Here is a 15,896-nt window from a genome sequence, read left to right as displayed (position 1 = left end):
GCCCGCAGGCGCCCGCCGAGGCCCCGCCGACCGCCCAGCAGGCTCCGGTCCCGGCCTGGCAGGAGGCCAGGCCGTCGACGGGCGCGTGGTCCAACCTCAGCTCTCCCGCTCCCTGGCCGCGAGCCGACGCCCAGCCCGCCGCCGACCCGATGGAGCGCACGGCCACGTACGGACCACCGGCCGAGGGCGCCCCGCGCCAGGACCCGTCACAGGGCCGGCCCCTGGACCCCGCACAGAGCCCGTACCAGGACCCGTCGCAGAGCCCGTACCAGGACCCGTCACAGGGCCGGTCACAGGGCCAGTACGGCGCGAGCCACGAAGGCGTGCCGCAGGGCCCGTACGGCGGGAGCCCGGACGGCATGCCGCAGGACCCCTACGGGCCGGGACCGGGAGCCGCGCCGGAGATCCGGCACGGTGCCGGCACTCCGCTCGACGAGCGGGCCGTGCCGCGCGGCCGGGCCCACCCGGGCGACGAGCGCGTGGCCGGCGGCCCCGAGCACGCCTCCGGGCCCACCTCCGGGCCCACCTCCGGGCACGCCGCGCCGGCCGGGGACGGCCAGCCCCCCGACCCCGCCAGGCCGGGGGCGAACCTGAGCCGCGACCCGTCCGACCCTGACCGGCCGTTCGTGACCGCCGGTCAGATCAGCGGCTCGCGCACCCCGCCGCCGGAGCGCCAGCAGGAGCTCTGGAACACCGTCTTCGGAGACAACTACGAGGCCATGGGCGAGCACGAGCAACTGGAGGAGGAGCAGGGCCGGCCCATCTGGATCTACGCCCTGGCGGGATCGGTGGCGATCGCGCTGGTGGCGGCGCTCGGCTGGGCGTTCCTGGCGGGCCCGCTGGCCGGCGAGGAGCCCAAGGCCACCGCCGCCACGCCCCCGGCCAAGACCTCGTCCGGCCCCGCCCCCTCGAGGCGCGCCACCGCGACCCGGCCGCTGCCGAGGTACCCGGGCAGGGCCGCCCCGGTCATCGGCGTGGTCCAGGACCCGCAGGCGCGCGTCACCGTGCCGCGCCTGGGCGGCACCTGGCAGCTCGACCAGCGGCCGACCGTGCAGGGCACGTACGGCTTCACCACCCGCCAGTACGTCCAGACGGGCCCCGGCGTCTACGCCCAGATCATGACCGGCCCGCTGCCGGAGCGGATGGCGTCCTTCTACACCTCCAAGACCGACCTGGAGCCGGTGATCAAGGCGGTCGTGGTGAACGCGCGCAAGAAGTTCTTCCCGGCGGACAACAAGGTGCGCAAGATCGCCCAGCAGCCCCTGAAGGTCGGCGCGGCCGGCGGCCAGCTCATCGCGTACTCGCTGACGTCGGCCACGCAGCGGGCGACCATCGTCACAGCTGCCGTCAACACCGGCGCCGACGTCCCGGCGATCGTCTACATCACGATCCCGTCCACGTCCAAGGAGCTGCTGCCGGACGTCAACACGGTCGTCCGGCAGCTCAAGGCGGCGGCGAACCCGTAGGCCGCTAGAACGTGCACTCCATGTGCTTGATGCCGTTGATGAAGCTGCTGTGGAGGCGGTCGGGCCAGCCGCCCTCGATCCGGGGCACGCGCCGCAGCAGCTCGCGGAACATCAGCGTGATCTCGCGCCGGGCCAGGTGGGCGCCCAGGCAGAAGTGCGGCCCCGGCCCGCCGAAGCCGACGTGCGGGTTGGGGTCGCGGGTGACGTCGAACCGGTGGGGGTCGTCGAACACCTCGGGGTCGCGGTTGGCCGCCCAGTAGAACAGCACGACCTTGTGGCCCTTGGGGTACAGGTTGCCGTTCATCTCGAAGTCCCGGGTGACCTTGCGCCGCATGAAGTTCACCGGTGAGGCGAGCCGGACGATCTCCTCCACGGCGCGGGGCGCGTGTCCGTCGATGTCCCGCAGCCACAGCGCGCGCTGGTCGGGGTTCTCGGTGAGCAGGCGCAGCCCGTGCGAGATGGCGTTGCGGGTCGTCTCGTTGCCCGCGACCACGAGCAGGATGAAGAACGAGCCGAGCTCCTGCATGGTCAGCCGCTCGCCGTCGATGTTGGCGTTGACCAGCGAGGACGTCAGGTCGCCGGTGGGGTGCTCGGCGCGGTAGGCGGCCAGGTCCTGGACGAGTTGCTGGAGCTCCATCCCGGCCGTGAGCAGGCGCTCGGCGACGGTGTTCATGTCTCCGCCGGTGTACTCGGGGTCGAAGCCGCCGAGGATGATGTTGGAGCGGTCGAAGACGAACCGGTAGTCGCTCTCCGGGATGCCCATCATGTCGCAGATGATCTTCAGAGGGAGCCGGGCGGCCACGTCGGTGACGAAGTCGCCGCCGGGGCCCTGGGCGAGCAGGTCGTCCACGATCTTCGCGGCGGCCGTCTCCACGTCGGCCTCGAACTGCTTGACCATCTTGGGAGTGAAGGCTCTTGAGACGATCCGGCGCAGGCGGGCGTGGCGAGGGTCGTCCATGTTGATCATGGAGCCGAAGTACTCGGCGAACTCCGCCGGCATGTCGGGGATGTTCGTCGCGCCGCCGTCGCCCGAGCAGAAGACCTCGGGGTTGCGGCTGGCCTCGACGATGTCGGCATGCTTGACCAGCGCGTAGTAGCCGGGCCCCTTCGGGGCGAAGGAGACCTCCATCTCCTCGAAGAAGGCAGGCCTGTCCAGCGCGCGCAGCCGGTCGAACGCCTCCTCCCGCTCGGCCATGGGCCTGGCCCAGAAGACGCTCTCGGACAGATCGAAGTCGACGGCGCTCATGAGGCCATCATTCGGAGAAGGACCCTTCCCCGTCAATGGTTATGACGTACGGCGTACGTACGTGATGCGAAAACCGATGGCGCCCCTGCGTCGCCGAGCGCTAGGGTGCCGCCCGTGACCTTCTTCTTCTTGCGTTAGCGATCCGCCGGCGGGGCCGAGGACCACCCCACCGCCGGTGATGCGGGACGGCCGGCCGCCGTCCCGGGTCGCGACGTGGGAGAAGGACACGTGTTGACGTTTGCCGTGGCCAGGGCGGTGCGTGGCATCGAGCCCCTGGTGGCTGCGGAGATCTCGTCGTCGGGCGGCGAGGTGCGGTGGATCCGGCACCGCGAGGTGTGGTTCGAGACGAGTTCGCCGGGTCCCGGCCTCCTGGGGCTGCGTACGGCCGACGACGTGCTGCTGGCGGCGGCGGTCGTCGACGGGATCGGTCCCGAGCGGGCCTGCCTGCGGCGCCTGGCCGCGGCGGCCCGCGCCCTCGACGTCGAGCACCTGCTGAGGCTGCGGTGGGTCGTGGGCGGGGCGAGCGACAGCGGGCCGGGGGCGGGGTTCGAGGTGTCGGCCACCTTCGTGGGGCGGCGCTCGTACACCCGCTTCGACGTCGAGGACGCGGTCGGCGCGGCGCTCGCCGGGCCGCTCGGGCTGCGCTACCACACCCGACGTGACGGCCGGGTGCCGCCGGCCGGGGCGTTGGCCTGGCGGGTCACGATCGAGGACGACCAGGCGGTGATCGCGGTGCGCGCCGCCGCCCGGCCGACGCATCGCAGGCCGTACAAGCTGGGGTCGGTGCGCGGGACGCTGCACCCGCCGCTGGCCGCCGCCATGGCCCGGCTCGCCGCCCTCCAGGACGTGGCGCCACCGGTCACCGTGCTGGACCCGTGCTGCGGAGCCGGGACGACGCTCGTCGAGGCGCACGCTCTGGCGCCGCGCGCCCGGCTGCTGGGCGTCGACGTCGATCCCGCCGCGCTGCAAACCGCCGCCGCCAACGCGGCCCGCGCCGGCCGTCCCTCCGGGGCGCCCGGCGCCCGCACCGCCCCGGCCGGCCGGGGCGGGTTCGGGTGGATGCTGGCCGACGCGGGGCGGTTGCCGCTGCCCGCCGGCGTGGCCGACCGGGTGCTGGTGAACCCGCCGTGGGGGCGGCAGGTGCCCGCGGCGGGACGGCTCGCCGCCGACGGCGACGCGCTGCGGCGCGAGGTACGGCGGGTGCTGGCCGACGACGGCCTGGCGGTGGCCCTGCTCCACGGGCCGGCGCCCGCGTGGCGCGGGTTCCGGGTCGAGGAGGCGCTGGAGGTGAGCCTGTCCGGCCGGCGGCCGGTGATCGCGGTGCTCCGCAGGAGGGTCAGCGGGCCGGGCCGAGCCAGTCGAGCACCAGCCGATTGACCTCCTCGGGCCGTTCCAGGTGCAGGAAGTGGCCCGCCCCGGCCACCCGCTCGGCGCGGGACCCGTCGGGCAGGTGGTCGAGGACGCCCTCGGCCAGGCCGGGAGCGAGGCAGCCGTCCTGCTCGCCGTGCAGGTAGAGGACCGGCCCGGTGGACGCGGGGTCCGGCTCCGGGTGGCGGCCGGACGGCGGCGTGGTGCCGAGCATGGCGCGGTAGTAGCCGATCGCCGCCGCCAGGTTCGCGGGCCGGCCGATGCTGCGCCGGACGAACTCGATGTCCTGGCGGGCGTCGTAGCCGGGCGACCAGTCACGCCACAGGCCCTCCAGGAAGCCGGGCGCCGAGGCGGCCATCTCGGCCAGGGAGGTCTGGAACAGGAACACGTAGAACGACCGCTTGAGCTGCTCGTACTCCAGGAGTCCGGGCAGCAGCGCACCGGCGGGCGGCAGGGCCATGGCCACCGCCCGCCGGAACCGGCCGGCCGTGGCGTAGACGGGGAAGGCCCCCCAGTCGTGGCCGACGATGACCGCGTCCCCGTCGCCGCCGAGTTCCTCGTGCAGCGCGAGCACGTCCGCCACCAGCGCGGCGCCCTCGTAGGCGCCGTCGGCGGGGATCTCCGTCGGCGCGTACCCGCGGGTGAACGGCGCGACGGCGCGGTAGCCGCGCTCGGCGAGCTCGGGCATCAGGTGGCGCCAGGTGTGCGCCGTGTCGGGGAAGCCGTGCAGGCACAGAGCCAGCGGCCCCTCCCCTACGGCCAGATACGCGAACTCCACACCATTAGCGTGGATAGTCCTGATCTCCATGGCTGCGTAACCTAGCACCCGGGCCGGACCGGGCCGGGCGGTTCGCAGCGGAGATCAGAACGTGTAGCGCAGGTGCTTGACGCCGTTGATGAAGTTGGACAGCAGGTAGTCGGGCTCGCCCACGGCCTTGATGCCCGGCAGCCGGGTGAACAGCTCGCGGAACATCACGGTCATCTCCCTGCGGGCCAGGTGGGCGCCGAGGCAGTGGTGCGGGCCGGGCCCGCCGAAGCCGACGTGCGGGTTGGGGTCGCGGGTGATGTCGAAGACGTCGGGGTCGGTGAAGACCGACTCGTCGCGGTTGGCGGAGTTGTAGAACAGCAGCACCTTGTCGCCCTCGCGGTAGGTCATGCCGTTCATCTCGTGCTCGCGCGTGACCGTGCGGCGGAACTGGATCACCGGGGTGGAGTAGCGGATGATCTCGTCGCAGGCCTTGCCGATGAGCCCCTCGAAGTTGTCCATCAGCAGACGGCGCTGGGCCGGATGGTCGGTGAAGAGCTTGAGCCCGTGGGAGATGGCGTTGCGGGTCGTCTCGCTGCCCGCCACGACGAGCAGGATGAAGAACGAGCCGAGCTCCTGGGAGGTGAGCCGCTCCTCGCCGTTGACCAGCAGGCTGACCAGGTCGCCGGTCGGCCGCAGGCGGCGCTCCTTGCCCAGCCGCGCGGCCAGCCGGCTGAGCTGGCGGCCGGCGCGCAGCAGCCTGACCAGGCCGCGGGCCGTGTTGAGGCGGGTGAGCTCGACCCCGATGCCGGTGTACTCGGGATCGACGTTGCCGAGGATCACGTTGGTCCGGCGCAGCACGTAGTCGTGGCGGTCGGGCGGGATGCCCATCATGTCGCAGATGACGCGGACCGGGAGCCGGGCGGCAATCTGGGTGACGAAGTCCTGCGGCCCCTCCTCGATCGCCCGGTCCACGATCTCGGCGGCGGCCGCGGCCAGATCGGCCTCCATCTTGGCCAGGACGCGCGGGGTGAACGCCCGCGAGACGATCCGGCGCAGCCTGGCGTGCCCCGGATCGTCCATGTTGATCATGGAACCGAAGTAGACGGCGAGCCAGCGGGGCATGTCGGGGATGCTGTTGGCGCACGGCTCGCTGCTGAAGACCTCGGCGTTGCGGCTGGCCTCCAGGACGTCGGCGTGCCGGACGAGCGCGTAGTAGCCCGGGCCCGCCTTGATGAAGGGCACGGCCTGCTCCGGCACGAACACCGGCCGGTCGAGCTGCCGCAGGCGCCGGAACGCCTCCATGCGGGCGGCTTGCGGCAGCCCCCAGAAGGTGAGCTGCGACATCTCCAGATCGGCGTAGAGCGTCATGAACGACCACCCTTCTGCAAGTGATCATTTACGTCAAGGGCGCCCGTGCCCCCCGCCGCCCAGGATCAGGTCCGCGCCCTTCTCCCCGATCATGATGGCAGGCGCGTGGGTGTGCCCGCGATTCGGCGTCGGCATGACCGACACGTCGACGACCCGCAGCCCTTCGACGCCTCGCACCCGCAGCTCGGGGTCCACCACCGACTCCGCGTCGGCGCCCATCCGGCAGGTGCCGACCGGGTGGTAGAGGGTCTCGCCGCGCTCGCGCACCCACTGGGCCAGCTCGTCGTCGTTCTCCTGCCCCTGGTAGGGGGGCATCGGCCCACCCGCGTACGGCTTCATGGCGGCGGTGGCGAAGATCTGCCTGGCCGTCTTCAGCCCGGCGACCAGCCGCCGGACGTCGGCCTCCCGCGACAGGTAGGCCGGGTCGATCACCACGTCGCGGCCGTTGAGACCGACCCGGCCGCGGCTCTCCGGCTGCAGCAGGATCACGCCGACGGTCAGGCCGTGGCCGGTCGGCGGGGTGAGCCCGTGGTCGATGAACGGGCCGGGCGCGAAGATCAGCTCGATGTCGGGCGCGGGCTCCTGCTCGGAGGTCCGCACGAAGGCGACCGCCTCGCCCACATTCGTGGTGAGCATGCCGGAGCGCAGCACGATGTAGCGCAGCAGGTTCGCGATCGACTCGGCCTTGGTCAGCGTCACCGGCTGCCGGCACTGGACGAACACCCCGGAGGAGAGATGGTCCTGCAGGTTCTTGCCGACCTCCGGCAGCTCGCGCACGAGCGTGACGCCGGCGTCGCGGAGTTCGTCCGCCGCGCCCACTCCGGAGCGCATGAGCAGGTGGGGCGAGCCGATGGCGCCCGCCGCCAGGATCACCTCGCGCCTGGCCCTGATCTGGGCACCTCCGCTGTGCTCGATGCCGGTGGCGCGCGTGCCGTCGAAGACGACCCGGTCCACGGTCGCGCCGGTGATCACCGTGAGGTTGGACCGCTTGAGCGCGGGACGCAGGTAGGCGTCGGCGGCGCTCCACCTGCGGCCGCGGTTCTGGTTGACGGGGGTCGGGCTGTAGCCCTCGTTGGAGGGGCCGTTGAGCTCGTCCAGCCGGCGCAGGCCCAGCTCGGCGCAGGCGCGCAGGAAGGCGGCCGTGGTGATGTTGGGGCTGCGCAGCTCGGAGACGTACAGCGGGCCGGCCTCGCCGTACACGCCGCCGCGGTTGCTGCCGACCCGGCGTTCGGCTCGCTTGAAGTACGGCAGCACCTCGTCGTAGGACCAGCCGGGCACGTCCCACTGGTCGTAGTCGAGCCGGTGGCCGCGCACCCACATCTGGGCGTTGATGGACGACGAGCCGCCCACCACCCGGCCCCTCGGCCAGTAGAGCTCCCGGCCGGACATCTCGGGCTGCTTGGCCGTCGTGTAGTTCCAGTCGTAGGCGGTCTTGAACAGCTTGGCGAACCCCGCGGGCATGCGGATCTCCAGCTTGTCGTCGCGGCCGCCCGCCTCGACCAGCGCCACCGACACCCCGGGATCGGCCGACAGCCGGTTGGCCAGCACGCAGCCGGCCGACCCCGCGCCGACGATCACGTAGTCGTGTTCCATGACTCCTCCAGGGATGAGCGACGTGGTACCTGCTTACTCCAGCCGGGCAGGCTCGTCCATAACCGGGTGTGGCCCACGTCACGTACCGGCCGGTAGGGTGCGCTGCGAGGATAGCGCCCAAGCTGCGAAAAGGGAGGAAGGCGTCCATGCTCAACCTGTCTGTCGTCCTGGAGGACAGCGCCCGTGACAATCCCGACGGCACAGCCGTGGTCTTCGGGGACATGCGGCTGCCGTACTCCATGATCGACACTGTGGCGTCCCAGGTGGCCAACCTGCTCGTCTCGCGCGGCATCGGCAAGGGCGACAAGGTCGCGCTGGCCTGCCCCAACCTGCCGTACTTCCCGTTCGTCTACTTCGGCATCCTCAAGGCCGGCGCGACCGTCGTGCCGCTGAACGTGCTGCTGCAGAGCCGCGAGATCGCCTACCACCTCGACGACTGCGACGCCAAGGCGCTGTTCTGCTTCGAGGGCACGCCGGAGCTGCCGCTGGGCGAGCGGGGCCGGGCCGGCTTCGAGGCGGCCGAGGGCTGCGAGCACTTCTTCGTGCTGCCCGCCACGCCGCTGGCCACGGAGTCGGAGTACGGCGAGTCGATCTGGGCCGCGCTCGGCGGGATGCCGTCGGAGTTCGAGACGGTGCAGACCTCGGCCGAGGACACCGCCGTGATCCTCTACACCTCCGGCACCACGGGCCAGCCGAAGGGCGCCGAGCTGAGCCACCAGAACATGCTGATGAACGTCGTGGTCTGCGATGAGATGTTCCCCTCGGCCCCGGACGGCGACGTGTTCATGGCGGTGCTGCCGCTGTTCCACTCCTTCGGGCAGACGGTCATCATGAACACCGGCTTCCGCCGGGGCGCAGCCGTCGTGCTGATGCCGCGCTTCGAGCCGGGCGACGCCCTGACGCTGATGCGCAAGGAGGGGGTCACGTTCTTCGCCGGGGTGCCGACCATGTACTGGGGCCTGCTGACGAAGGTCCACGCCGAGGGCGGCGAGGTGCCGGCCTCGCTGAAGGTGGCGGTGGCGGGCGGCGCGTCCTCCCCGGTGGAGGTGCTCAAGGACTTCGAGCGCACCTTCGGCGTCGGCATCCTGGAGGGGTACGGCCTGTCGGAGACCTCGCCGGTGGCCAGCTTCAACAAGCCGGGCCGGCCCGCCAAGCCCGGGACGATCGGCACCCCCATCTGGGGCGTGGAGATGAGGCTGATCGACGGCGACTGGAAGACGGTCGAGGGCGAGGGGCCGGGCGAGATCGCGATCCGCGGCCACAACATCATGAAGGGCTACTACAACCGGCCCGAGGCCACGGCGGAGGTCATGCGCGATGGCTGGTTCCGCACCGGCGACATCGCCACCCGCGACGCGGACGGCTACTACGCGATCGTCGACCGGGCCAAGGACATGATCATCCGTGGTGGGTTCAACGTCTACCCGCGCGAGCTGGAGGAGGTGCTCATGACGCACGAGGACGTCTCGCTCGCCGCCGTCGTGGGCGTGCCGCACGACTCGCACGGCGAGGAGGTCAAGGCGTACGTCATCCGCACCCCCGGCTCGGCGATCACCGAGGAGGAGCTGATCGCCTGGTGCCGGGAGAACATGGCGGCCTACAAGTACCCGCGGATCGTGGAGTTCCGTGACACGCTGCCGATGACGGCGACCGGCAAGATCCTCAAGCGCGAGCTGCGCTAGCGCCGGGGGCCGCGGCCCGGGGCCGGCTGGCGGGCAGGAGCCTGAAGGAGACGGCCTCCATCAGGCTCCTGCGCTTGGTGTTGTGGAAGGCCGCGACGCGCCAGCGGCCGCCGGCCTCGCGGACGAGCGTGTAGGTCTGCACCTTGCCCAGCTCGCGGGGCCGCTTCTTGGCCACCTCTCCCCTGCACACCACGACGGCCGTGTCGGGGCCGAGGAAGCGGATGTCGTCGATCCGCTCGTACATGCGGGTGCCCTTGAGGAACGCGCCGAACAGCGCCCGGTGCCCGGCGGCGATGTCGGCCCGGCCGTGGTAGACGGTGCCGACGAAGGTCGTGTAGGTGGCGTCCTCGGTGAAGCAGGCACCGTAGGCGTCGCCGTCACCGCGGTCCCAGGCGTCGCGCATGTCGGCGAAGAGCTCGCGGACGGCCTTCTCGGCGGGCTGGGAGATGGTCATGAGCACTCCTCTGGTAGCTTACCCAGAACAGTATCTGCTCTGAGGAATTATCTGCTTCCTTGCAGATATTAGATTAGAGAAGAGGAATTCGGATGTCAACGCCGCCGACCGAGGTCTTCCGCCGGTACCTGAGCGCGATGGTGCTCAACAGCCTGGCCACCGCCGAGGCCGCGGGGCTCAACGCCACCGACTACTACACGCTCAACCTGCTCGACCTGTCAGGGCCGCTGACCTCGGGCGAGCTGGCCGTGCGCACGGGGCTGACCACCGGGGCGACGACCCGGCTCATCGACCGGCTGGAGAAGGCCGGGCACGTCCGCCGGGTGCCCGACCCCGCCGACCGTCGCAAGGTGATCGTGGAGGCCACCGGACAGCTGGCGGGCCTGGACGAGGTGCTGGCCGGCACCAGGCGGCGGATCGGCGAGCTGCTGGGGAGCTACTCGGACGACGAGCTGGCCACGCTGTTCGACTACTTCCGCCGGGCCGCCACGGCCTACACCGAGGCCACCGACGAGCTGATCGGCGCCCGTCAGGGCTGACGCCCGCCCGCGCCGAGCGGCCGGCGCGGCGGCGGGGACTCCGCGCTCCGGCGGCGCCAAGGCGGGGACCCGGGGCTCCGGCGGCGCCGCCGCCGGAGCCGGGTGACGGATCAGGGCCAGTCGCGGGCCGGGCGCAGGGGGACGCCGGAACGGCCGGCCTCGTCGAGCTTGACCGCGAGCACCTGGTGGAGCTGCACCTTGTTGCGCTCGAAGCCGACGATGCAGCCGGCCATGTAGAGGGCCCACACCCGGGCGGTGCCCATGCCGACCTCCTGGACCGCCTCGGTCCAGTGGGCGTCGAGGTTGTCGCACCAGTGGCGCAGCGTCCTGGCGTAGTGCTCGCGGAGGTTCTCCTCGTGGCGGATCTCGAACCCGGTGTCCTCCATCCGCCTGATCAGGTGGCCGACCGACTCCAGCTCGCCGTCGGGGAAGACGTAGCGGTTGATGAAGCCGCCCTTGTTGAAGGTCTTCTCGATGCCGGTCGGCCGGGTGATGCAGTGGTTGAGCAGCCGCCCGCCCGGCTTGAGCTTGCCGTACAGGAAGGAGAAGTAGGACGCCAGGTTGTCCTTGCCGATGTGCTCGGTCAGGCCGATGGAGCTGACCGCGTCGAAACCGGTCTCGGTGACGTCGCGGTAGTCCATGTGGCGGACCTCGGCGAGGTCCTGCAGCCCGGCGTCGGCGATGGCGCGCTGCGCCCACTCGGCCTGCTGCCTGCTGAGGGTCACGCCGAGCACCTTGACGCCGTAGTGCCGGGCCGCGTGCAGGGCCATGCCGCCCCAGCCGCAGCCCACGTCGAGCAGCCGCATGCCGGGCTTGAGGCCGAGCTTGCGCGCCACCAGGTCGAACTTGGCCTCCTGGGCCTCCTCCAGCGTCGCGTCCTCGGAGGGGAAGACCGCGCAGGTGTAGGCCATGGACGGGCCGAGCACCCACTCGTAGAAGCGGTTGGAGACGTCGTAGTGGTGGTGGATGGCCTCGGCGTCACGCCGCTTGGCGTGGCGGGAGCCGAGCCTGGCCAGCGCGCCGCGCCGCACCTCCTGCGGGGGCGGCGGGACCCGCATGAGCAGCGGCTTGAGGCCGAGCGACCGGATCGCGGCGAGCTTCCCGGCCGCCGTCAGGTCGTTGGTGGTGATGTTCCACATGCGGTCGAGCAGGGTGTAGAGATCGCCGTGGACGTCGATGTGCCCTGCCACGTACGCCCTGGCCAGACCGAGCTCGCCCGGGGCCTGGGCGAGGTAGGCGACCGCGATGGGGGACTTCACCTCCAGGGTGACCTCCGCCCCGTCGGGCCCCGCTTTGCTGCCGTCGTAGGCCTGGAAGGCGATGTTCGCCTCGGGGCCGACGATCTTCTCGAAGATGGATGCCAGCATCTGCTCACCTTCCCCGCACACACTTGTCGTACAGGTCCAGCAGGCGCCCGTCGGGATCATATTCCCGTTTGACCGGCCAGTAACCGTCACCGTTGTAGAGGCGCCAGAACTGCTCTCGGGCGTAGAAGGAGGTGGAGTAGAGGGACTTGTGCCCGTCGAGCTCGTGGACGGTGTCCTCGATGAGCCGGTTGTAGTAGCCGTCGAACCGGCCCCGGGGAAGCGGCACCATGCCCCAGAACCCGAAGTTGACGTACAGCCGGCCCGGTTCGAGGGGATAGAGCGGCCAGTCGGAGGACGACCGCAGCGGGCACATCCACACCGGCGTCATGCCGACCTTGTCGTGGAAGAACTCCAGGAACTCCGCTCCCCGCTCGACCGGGACCTCGACGTCCTGGATGACCGACTCCTGCACGGGCCGGCCGGCCCAGCGGTCGGCCCGCGCCGTCACGCCGAACCTGCGGTCGAGCGCCACCAGTTTGCGGTAGACGTCGGAGCGCATCCAGCGGCGCGGCATGAGCGAGCGCACCACGGGCTGCTGCACGCCGAAGGCGCGCGAGCACCAGAACCAGTCGGTGTCCCAGCGCCACAGGTAGTCGCGGACCGTCAGCCAGTCGCGGTGCCGCCTCCTGATCGACTGGTAGTAGATCCGCATGCCGGTGTAGTCGGAGACGTAGGGGGCCCGCTCGGCGAAGCGGCCGACCGTCACGTACATCTCCTGCGGGCCGAAGAACACGCCGTCGACGAAGTCGACCCGCTCCCCGTCGTGCTCCATGCGCTCGCAGATCTCCTGCATGGCCAGCATGCACTTGCCGGCGTCGGAGAACGGGATGTGGGTGAGCCTGACGTACGGCTGGACCGGCCTCAGCTTGATCCTGATGCGCAGGGCGTAGCCGAGCGTGCCGTAGGAGTTGGGGAAGGCGCGGAACAGGTCGCGGTGCTCGTTGTCGTCGCGGGCCACGACGACGCGCCCGTCGCCGGTGAGGATCTCCAGCTCCTCGACCGACTCGTGCGGCAGGCCGTCGCGGAAGCTGCTCGACTCGATGCCGAGGCCGGTGACGGCGCCGCCCAGGGTGATGGTCTTGAGCTGGGGCACGACGTAGGGCATGAGGCCGTGCGGCAGCGTGGCGTCGACCAGGTGCTCGTAGGTCGTCATGCCCTGGACCTCGGCTGTCATCGTCACCGGGTCCACGCTGATGACCTCGTCGAGGTCCCTGGCCGACAGCTTGGCGGTGCGGCTCTGGTCACGGAACCTGAAGAGGTTGGACGTGGCCTTGGCGAGCCGGGGCGCGGCGCCGCCGGGGATCTCCGCGTAGGACCGCTTGATCTGCTCTACTGCCCGTCGGTGTGTCGACATCGTCGTCGTCACCGCAACGCACCCCCTTGAGCCGGTAGAGATCGTCCGTAAGAAAGTATCTCCCTGCGACAACATCGAACAGACCGGGGTCGTTAAAGACACGAAAACTGTTCATCGTGCCAGGTGAACGGCTAAATGGCCGACATATCCGGAAATCTGCGTTCAATACGTGGCGAAACGCCATTACACACGTCGGCCACCGGGCGTCCGTCGAGAGCCGCCTCCAGGTTGGCCAGCGTGGCCTCGACGAGGCGTCCGGTCGCCTCCGGCGTCACACCGGCGACGTGCGGCGACAGCAGCACGCCGGGCAGGTGCAGCAGCGGGTCGCCGGCGGGCGGCGGCTCGGTCTCGAAGACGTCGAGCGCGGCGCCGCCGAGGTGCCCGTCGCGCAGCGCGGCGACCAGCGCCGCCTGGTCCACCACGCCGCCGCGGGCGGCGTTGACGAGCAGGGCGCCGCGCTTCATCCGCCTCGGGTCGACGAGGCCGCGGGTCCCGGGCGCCAGCGCGATCACCACGACGAGCACGTCGGAGCCCGCGACCAGCTCCTCCAGGTCCAGGTAGCCGGGCTCCTCGCGAGGGGTGCGCGTCCAGTAGGACACCCGGCAGCCGAGAGCGCGGAACAGCCGGGCGCAGGCCGCGCCGATCGGCCCGAAGCCGACGACGCCCACGCCGAGTCCGCTCAGCTCGCGGGGGCGCAGGTCGAGCTGGGGCCAGCCGCCCGCGCGGACGGCGGCGTCGGCGGCGGGCAGCCGCCGCGCCAGCGACAGCGCGGCGGCCAGGCACCACTCCGACACCGCGGTGGCGCTGACGCCGGCGGTGTTGGCCAGCGGCACCCCGGCGGCGGCGAGCGCCGCGAGGTCGTGACCGTCCACGCCGACCGACGGCTGCTGGACGAACGCCAGCCGCGGCGCGGCCGCGACGGCTTCGGCGTCGAGCGCGAGCAGGCCCGTCCAGTCGCCGAGGACGATCTCGGCCGACGGGAGCGCGGCGAGCAGCGCCGCCCGGTCCCGCGCGGCGGGCACCCGGACCTCGACGCGGTCGCCGAGCGGGGCCAGCAGGCCGCGCACCGCCTCCTCGGGCAGCGGCGGCAGGGCGAGGAGCGTCCAGGGCGTCATGCGCCCACGGTGAAACTGGTGATCACCTGCCGCATCAGGCTCTTGGCGCGGGCCCACTGGGGCTCGGGCATGGTCCACGACAGGACGTAGGCGGCGTCGTCGGCGGCCACCACGCGGCGCACCTCCCGGTAGCGCTCCCCCTGCCGGGCCCATGGCGCGAGGCCCTGACCGGCCGTGTAGGCGAACTCCCACTCGACGGCCTTGGCCCCCTGGTGCGTGACCGCCCTGCGGCCGACCACGCGCAGGTCCGGCGCGGCGCGTCGCAGCTCGTCCTCGGCGTCGCGCAGGAGCTGGTACGGGTCACGGGCGACGTAGACGGCCCGCACGCCGAGGTGGCCCCGGCCGCCGCGCCGCGTCCACTCGGTGTAGGCCTCGCTGCGGGCGCCGCGCCAGGTGGCGGGGCGGGCGATGGACCAGCCGTCGCGCGACTTCCACGCCCGTACGGCCGGCGCCTGGGCGCTCGGCGTCGGCGTGGCCGACGGGGTGACGGCGGACGACGGGGTCGGCGCGGCGGTGGAGGGCGCCGGTGTGCCGGGCAGCGGGCTGCTGGCTGCGGCGCGCGTGGCGACGCCCGAGGTGCCTTCGGCGGGCGGGGTCAGCTCGAAGTAGGCGAACGTGCCGCCGGCGAGCATGAGCACCGCCGCCGCGGCGGCGGCGACGAGGGTGCGCCCCCTGCCGCGTGCGGGCCTCGGCTCGTCCACGTCCAGGTCGCTGATGGCCGGCCGGGAGGCGACGATCTCGGCGAGCAGCCGGTCGGCCTCCTCCGCGCTGAGCCGGTCCTCCGGCTCCTTGCGCAGCAGGCCCTTGAGCACCGGATGCATCACCGGGGGGATCCGGCGGTAGTCCGGCTCCTCGTTGAGCAGGGCGTTCAGCGTGGCCATCGCCTCGCCGCGCTCGAACGGCGAGACGCCCACCAGCGTGGCGAACAGGGTGGCGCCGAGCGACCACAGGTCGGAGGCGGGCCCGGCCTCGGCGGCGCGCACCCGTTCGGGCGCCAGGAAGCTCGGCGACCCGGTGACCATACCGGTGCTGGTGAGCGAGGAGTCGCCCTCGGCCGTGGCGATGCCGAAGTCGGTGAGCACCACCCTGCCCTCGTCGGAGAGCAGGATGTTGCTCGGCTTGACGTCGCGGTGCAGGATGCCGGCCTGGTGGGCGGCGCGCAGCGCGGACAGCACCTGCCTGCCGACGTCGGCCGCCTGCCGGATGGGCAGCGCGCCGGTCGTGGCGACGACCTCCTCCACGGAGGGATGGCGCACCAGCTCCATGATGATCCAGGGACGGCCGTCCGCCTCCACCACGTCGTAGACGGCGACGACCGACGGATGGTTGAGCTTGGCGGCCGTCCTGGCCTCACGGGCGGTCCGCAGGAGCAGGCGCTCCTGGTCCGCGCGTGGCAGCCCGTCGGGCAGCAGCACTTCCTTGATCGCGATCTGCCGGTTGAGCAGCGTGTCGCGGCCTTCCCAGACCACCCCCATGCCGCCGCGCCCCAGCTCGCGGAGTAACTCGTAACGCCCGGCGATCAGCGGCGTGCTTTCCGAAACCATGTCCTACCCCTGTAGACCACCCGATCAGTGGGCAAGTTTCCCATACATGACC

At 71.9% G+C, this 15,896-nt stretch carries 12 protein-coding genes and 1 pseudogene; 4 read left to right on the top strand and 9 right to left on the bottom strand.

What is annotated here, in order from left to right; genetic code table 11:
- Positions 1-1,466, top strand: a pseudogene (locus tag CXR44_RS39615) (hypothetical protein); the annotation flags it as partial.
- 4 nt (positions 1,467-1,470) lie between these two features.
- Here CXR44_RS39615 and CXR44_RS24245 read toward each other — a convergent pair.
- Positions 1,471-2,712, bottom strand: a complete 1,242-nt coding sequence (locus tag CXR44_RS24245; RefSeq protein ID WP_101788426.1) for a cytochrome P450 — start codon at positions 2,710-2,712, stop codon at positions 1,471-1,473.
- Between the two features lie 228 nt (positions 2,713-2,940).
- Between CXR44_RS24245 and CXR44_RS24240 the strand changes: the two genes are divergently transcribed.
- Positions 2,941-4,089: a TRM11 family SAM-dependent methyltransferase gene (locus CXR44_RS24240; RefSeq protein ID WP_245899376.1), complete on the top strand. Its 1,149-nt coding sequence runs from the start codon at positions 2,941-2,943 to the stop codon at positions 4,087-4,089.
- Here CXR44_RS24240 and CXR44_RS24235 read toward each other — a convergent pair.
- From CXR44_RS24235 to CXR44_RS24225, 3 genes are read right to left on the bottom strand one after another with little or no spacing between them, the layout of a single operon-like run.
- Positions 4,049-4,888, bottom strand: a complete 840-nt coding sequence (locus CXR44_RS24235) for an alpha/beta fold hydrolase (protein ID WP_101788424.1) — start codon at positions 4,886-4,888, stop codon at positions 4,049-4,051. The two genes, CXR44_RS24240 and CXR44_RS24235, sit on opposite strands and share 41 nt — an antisense overlap.
- Positions 4,889-4,942: 54 nt before the next feature.
- Positions 4,943-6,196: a cytochrome P450 gene (locus tag CXR44_RS24230; RefSeq protein WP_101788423.1), complete on the bottom strand. Its 1,254-nt coding sequence runs from the start codon at positions 6,194-6,196 to the stop codon at positions 4,943-4,945.
- Between the two features lie 33 nt (positions 6,197-6,229).
- Positions 6,230-7,789 (bottom strand): GMC family oxidoreductase, encoded by a 1,560-nt coding sequence (locus CXR44_RS24225; protein ID WP_101788422.1) that lies wholly within the window; start codon positions 7,787-7,789, stop codon positions 6,230-6,232.
- A gap of 146 nt (positions 7,790-7,935) precedes the next feature.
- Between CXR44_RS24225 and CXR44_RS24220 the strand changes: the two genes are divergently transcribed.
- Positions 7,936-9,471 (top strand): long-chain-fatty-acid--CoA ligase, encoded by a 1,536-nt coding sequence (locus CXR44_RS24220; protein ID WP_101788421.1) that lies wholly within the window; start codon positions 7,936-7,938, stop codon positions 9,469-9,471.
- Here the strand turns inward: CXR44_RS24220 and CXR44_RS24215 are convergent.
- Entirely contained in the window at positions 9,452-9,925 is a 474-nt protein-coding gene (locus CXR44_RS24215; RefSeq protein WP_101788420.1) for an SgcJ/EcaC family oxidoreductase, read from the bottom strand. The genes CXR44_RS24220 and CXR44_RS24215 overlap by 20 nt on opposite strands.
- Positions 9,926-10,017: 92 nt before the next feature.
- On the opposite strand from CXR44_RS24215, the gene CXR44_RS24210 reads away from it, so the two are divergent.
- The gene (locus tag CXR44_RS24210; protein WP_101788419.1) at positions 10,018-10,464 is read left to right on the top strand and encodes a MarR family winged helix-turn-helix transcriptional regulator; all 447 of its coding nucleotides are present in this window, start codon (positions 10,018-10,020) and stop codon (positions 10,462-10,464) included.
- 110 nt (positions 10,465-10,574) lie between these two features.
- Here CXR44_RS24210 and CXR44_RS24205 read toward each other — a convergent pair whose 3' ends face one another.
- From CXR44_RS24205 to CXR44_RS24190, 4 genes are all read right to left on the bottom strand, one after another.
- Entirely contained in the window at positions 10,575-11,831 is a 1,257-nt protein-coding gene (locus CXR44_RS24205; protein ID WP_101788418.1) for an SAM-dependent methyltransferase, read from the bottom strand.
- 4 nt (positions 11,832-11,835) lie between these two features.
- Positions 11,836-13,185: an FAD-binding oxidoreductase gene (locus tag CXR44_RS24200; RefSeq protein WP_101788417.1), complete on the bottom strand. Its 1,350-nt coding sequence runs from the start codon at positions 13,183-13,185 to the stop codon at positions 11,836-11,838.
- Positions 13,186-13,316: 131 nt separating this feature from the next.
- The gene (locus CXR44_RS24195; protein WP_101788416.1) at positions 13,317-14,300 is read right to left on the bottom strand and encodes an NAD(P)-dependent oxidoreductase; all 984 of its coding nucleotides are present in this window, start codon (positions 14,298-14,300) and stop codon (positions 13,317-13,319) included.
- A complete protein-coding gene (locus CXR44_RS24190; protein WP_101788415.1) occupies positions 14,297-15,844 on the bottom strand; it encodes a serine/threonine-protein kinase in 1,548 nt (515 codons plus the stop codon). The genes CXR44_RS24195 and CXR44_RS24190 overlap by 4 nt, the downstream gene beginning before the upstream one ends.
- Positions 15,845-15,896 lie beyond the last annotated feature (52 nt).

Source organism: Nonomuraea indica, assembly GCF_002850745.1.
GTDB classification, from domain to species: Bacteria; Actinomycetota; Actinomycetes; order Streptosporangiales; family Streptosporangiaceae; genus Nonomuraea; species Nonomuraea indica.
The sequence above is the reverse complement of the archived record's forward strand: the minus strand, read 5'-3'. Positions and strand labels throughout refer to the sequence as shown.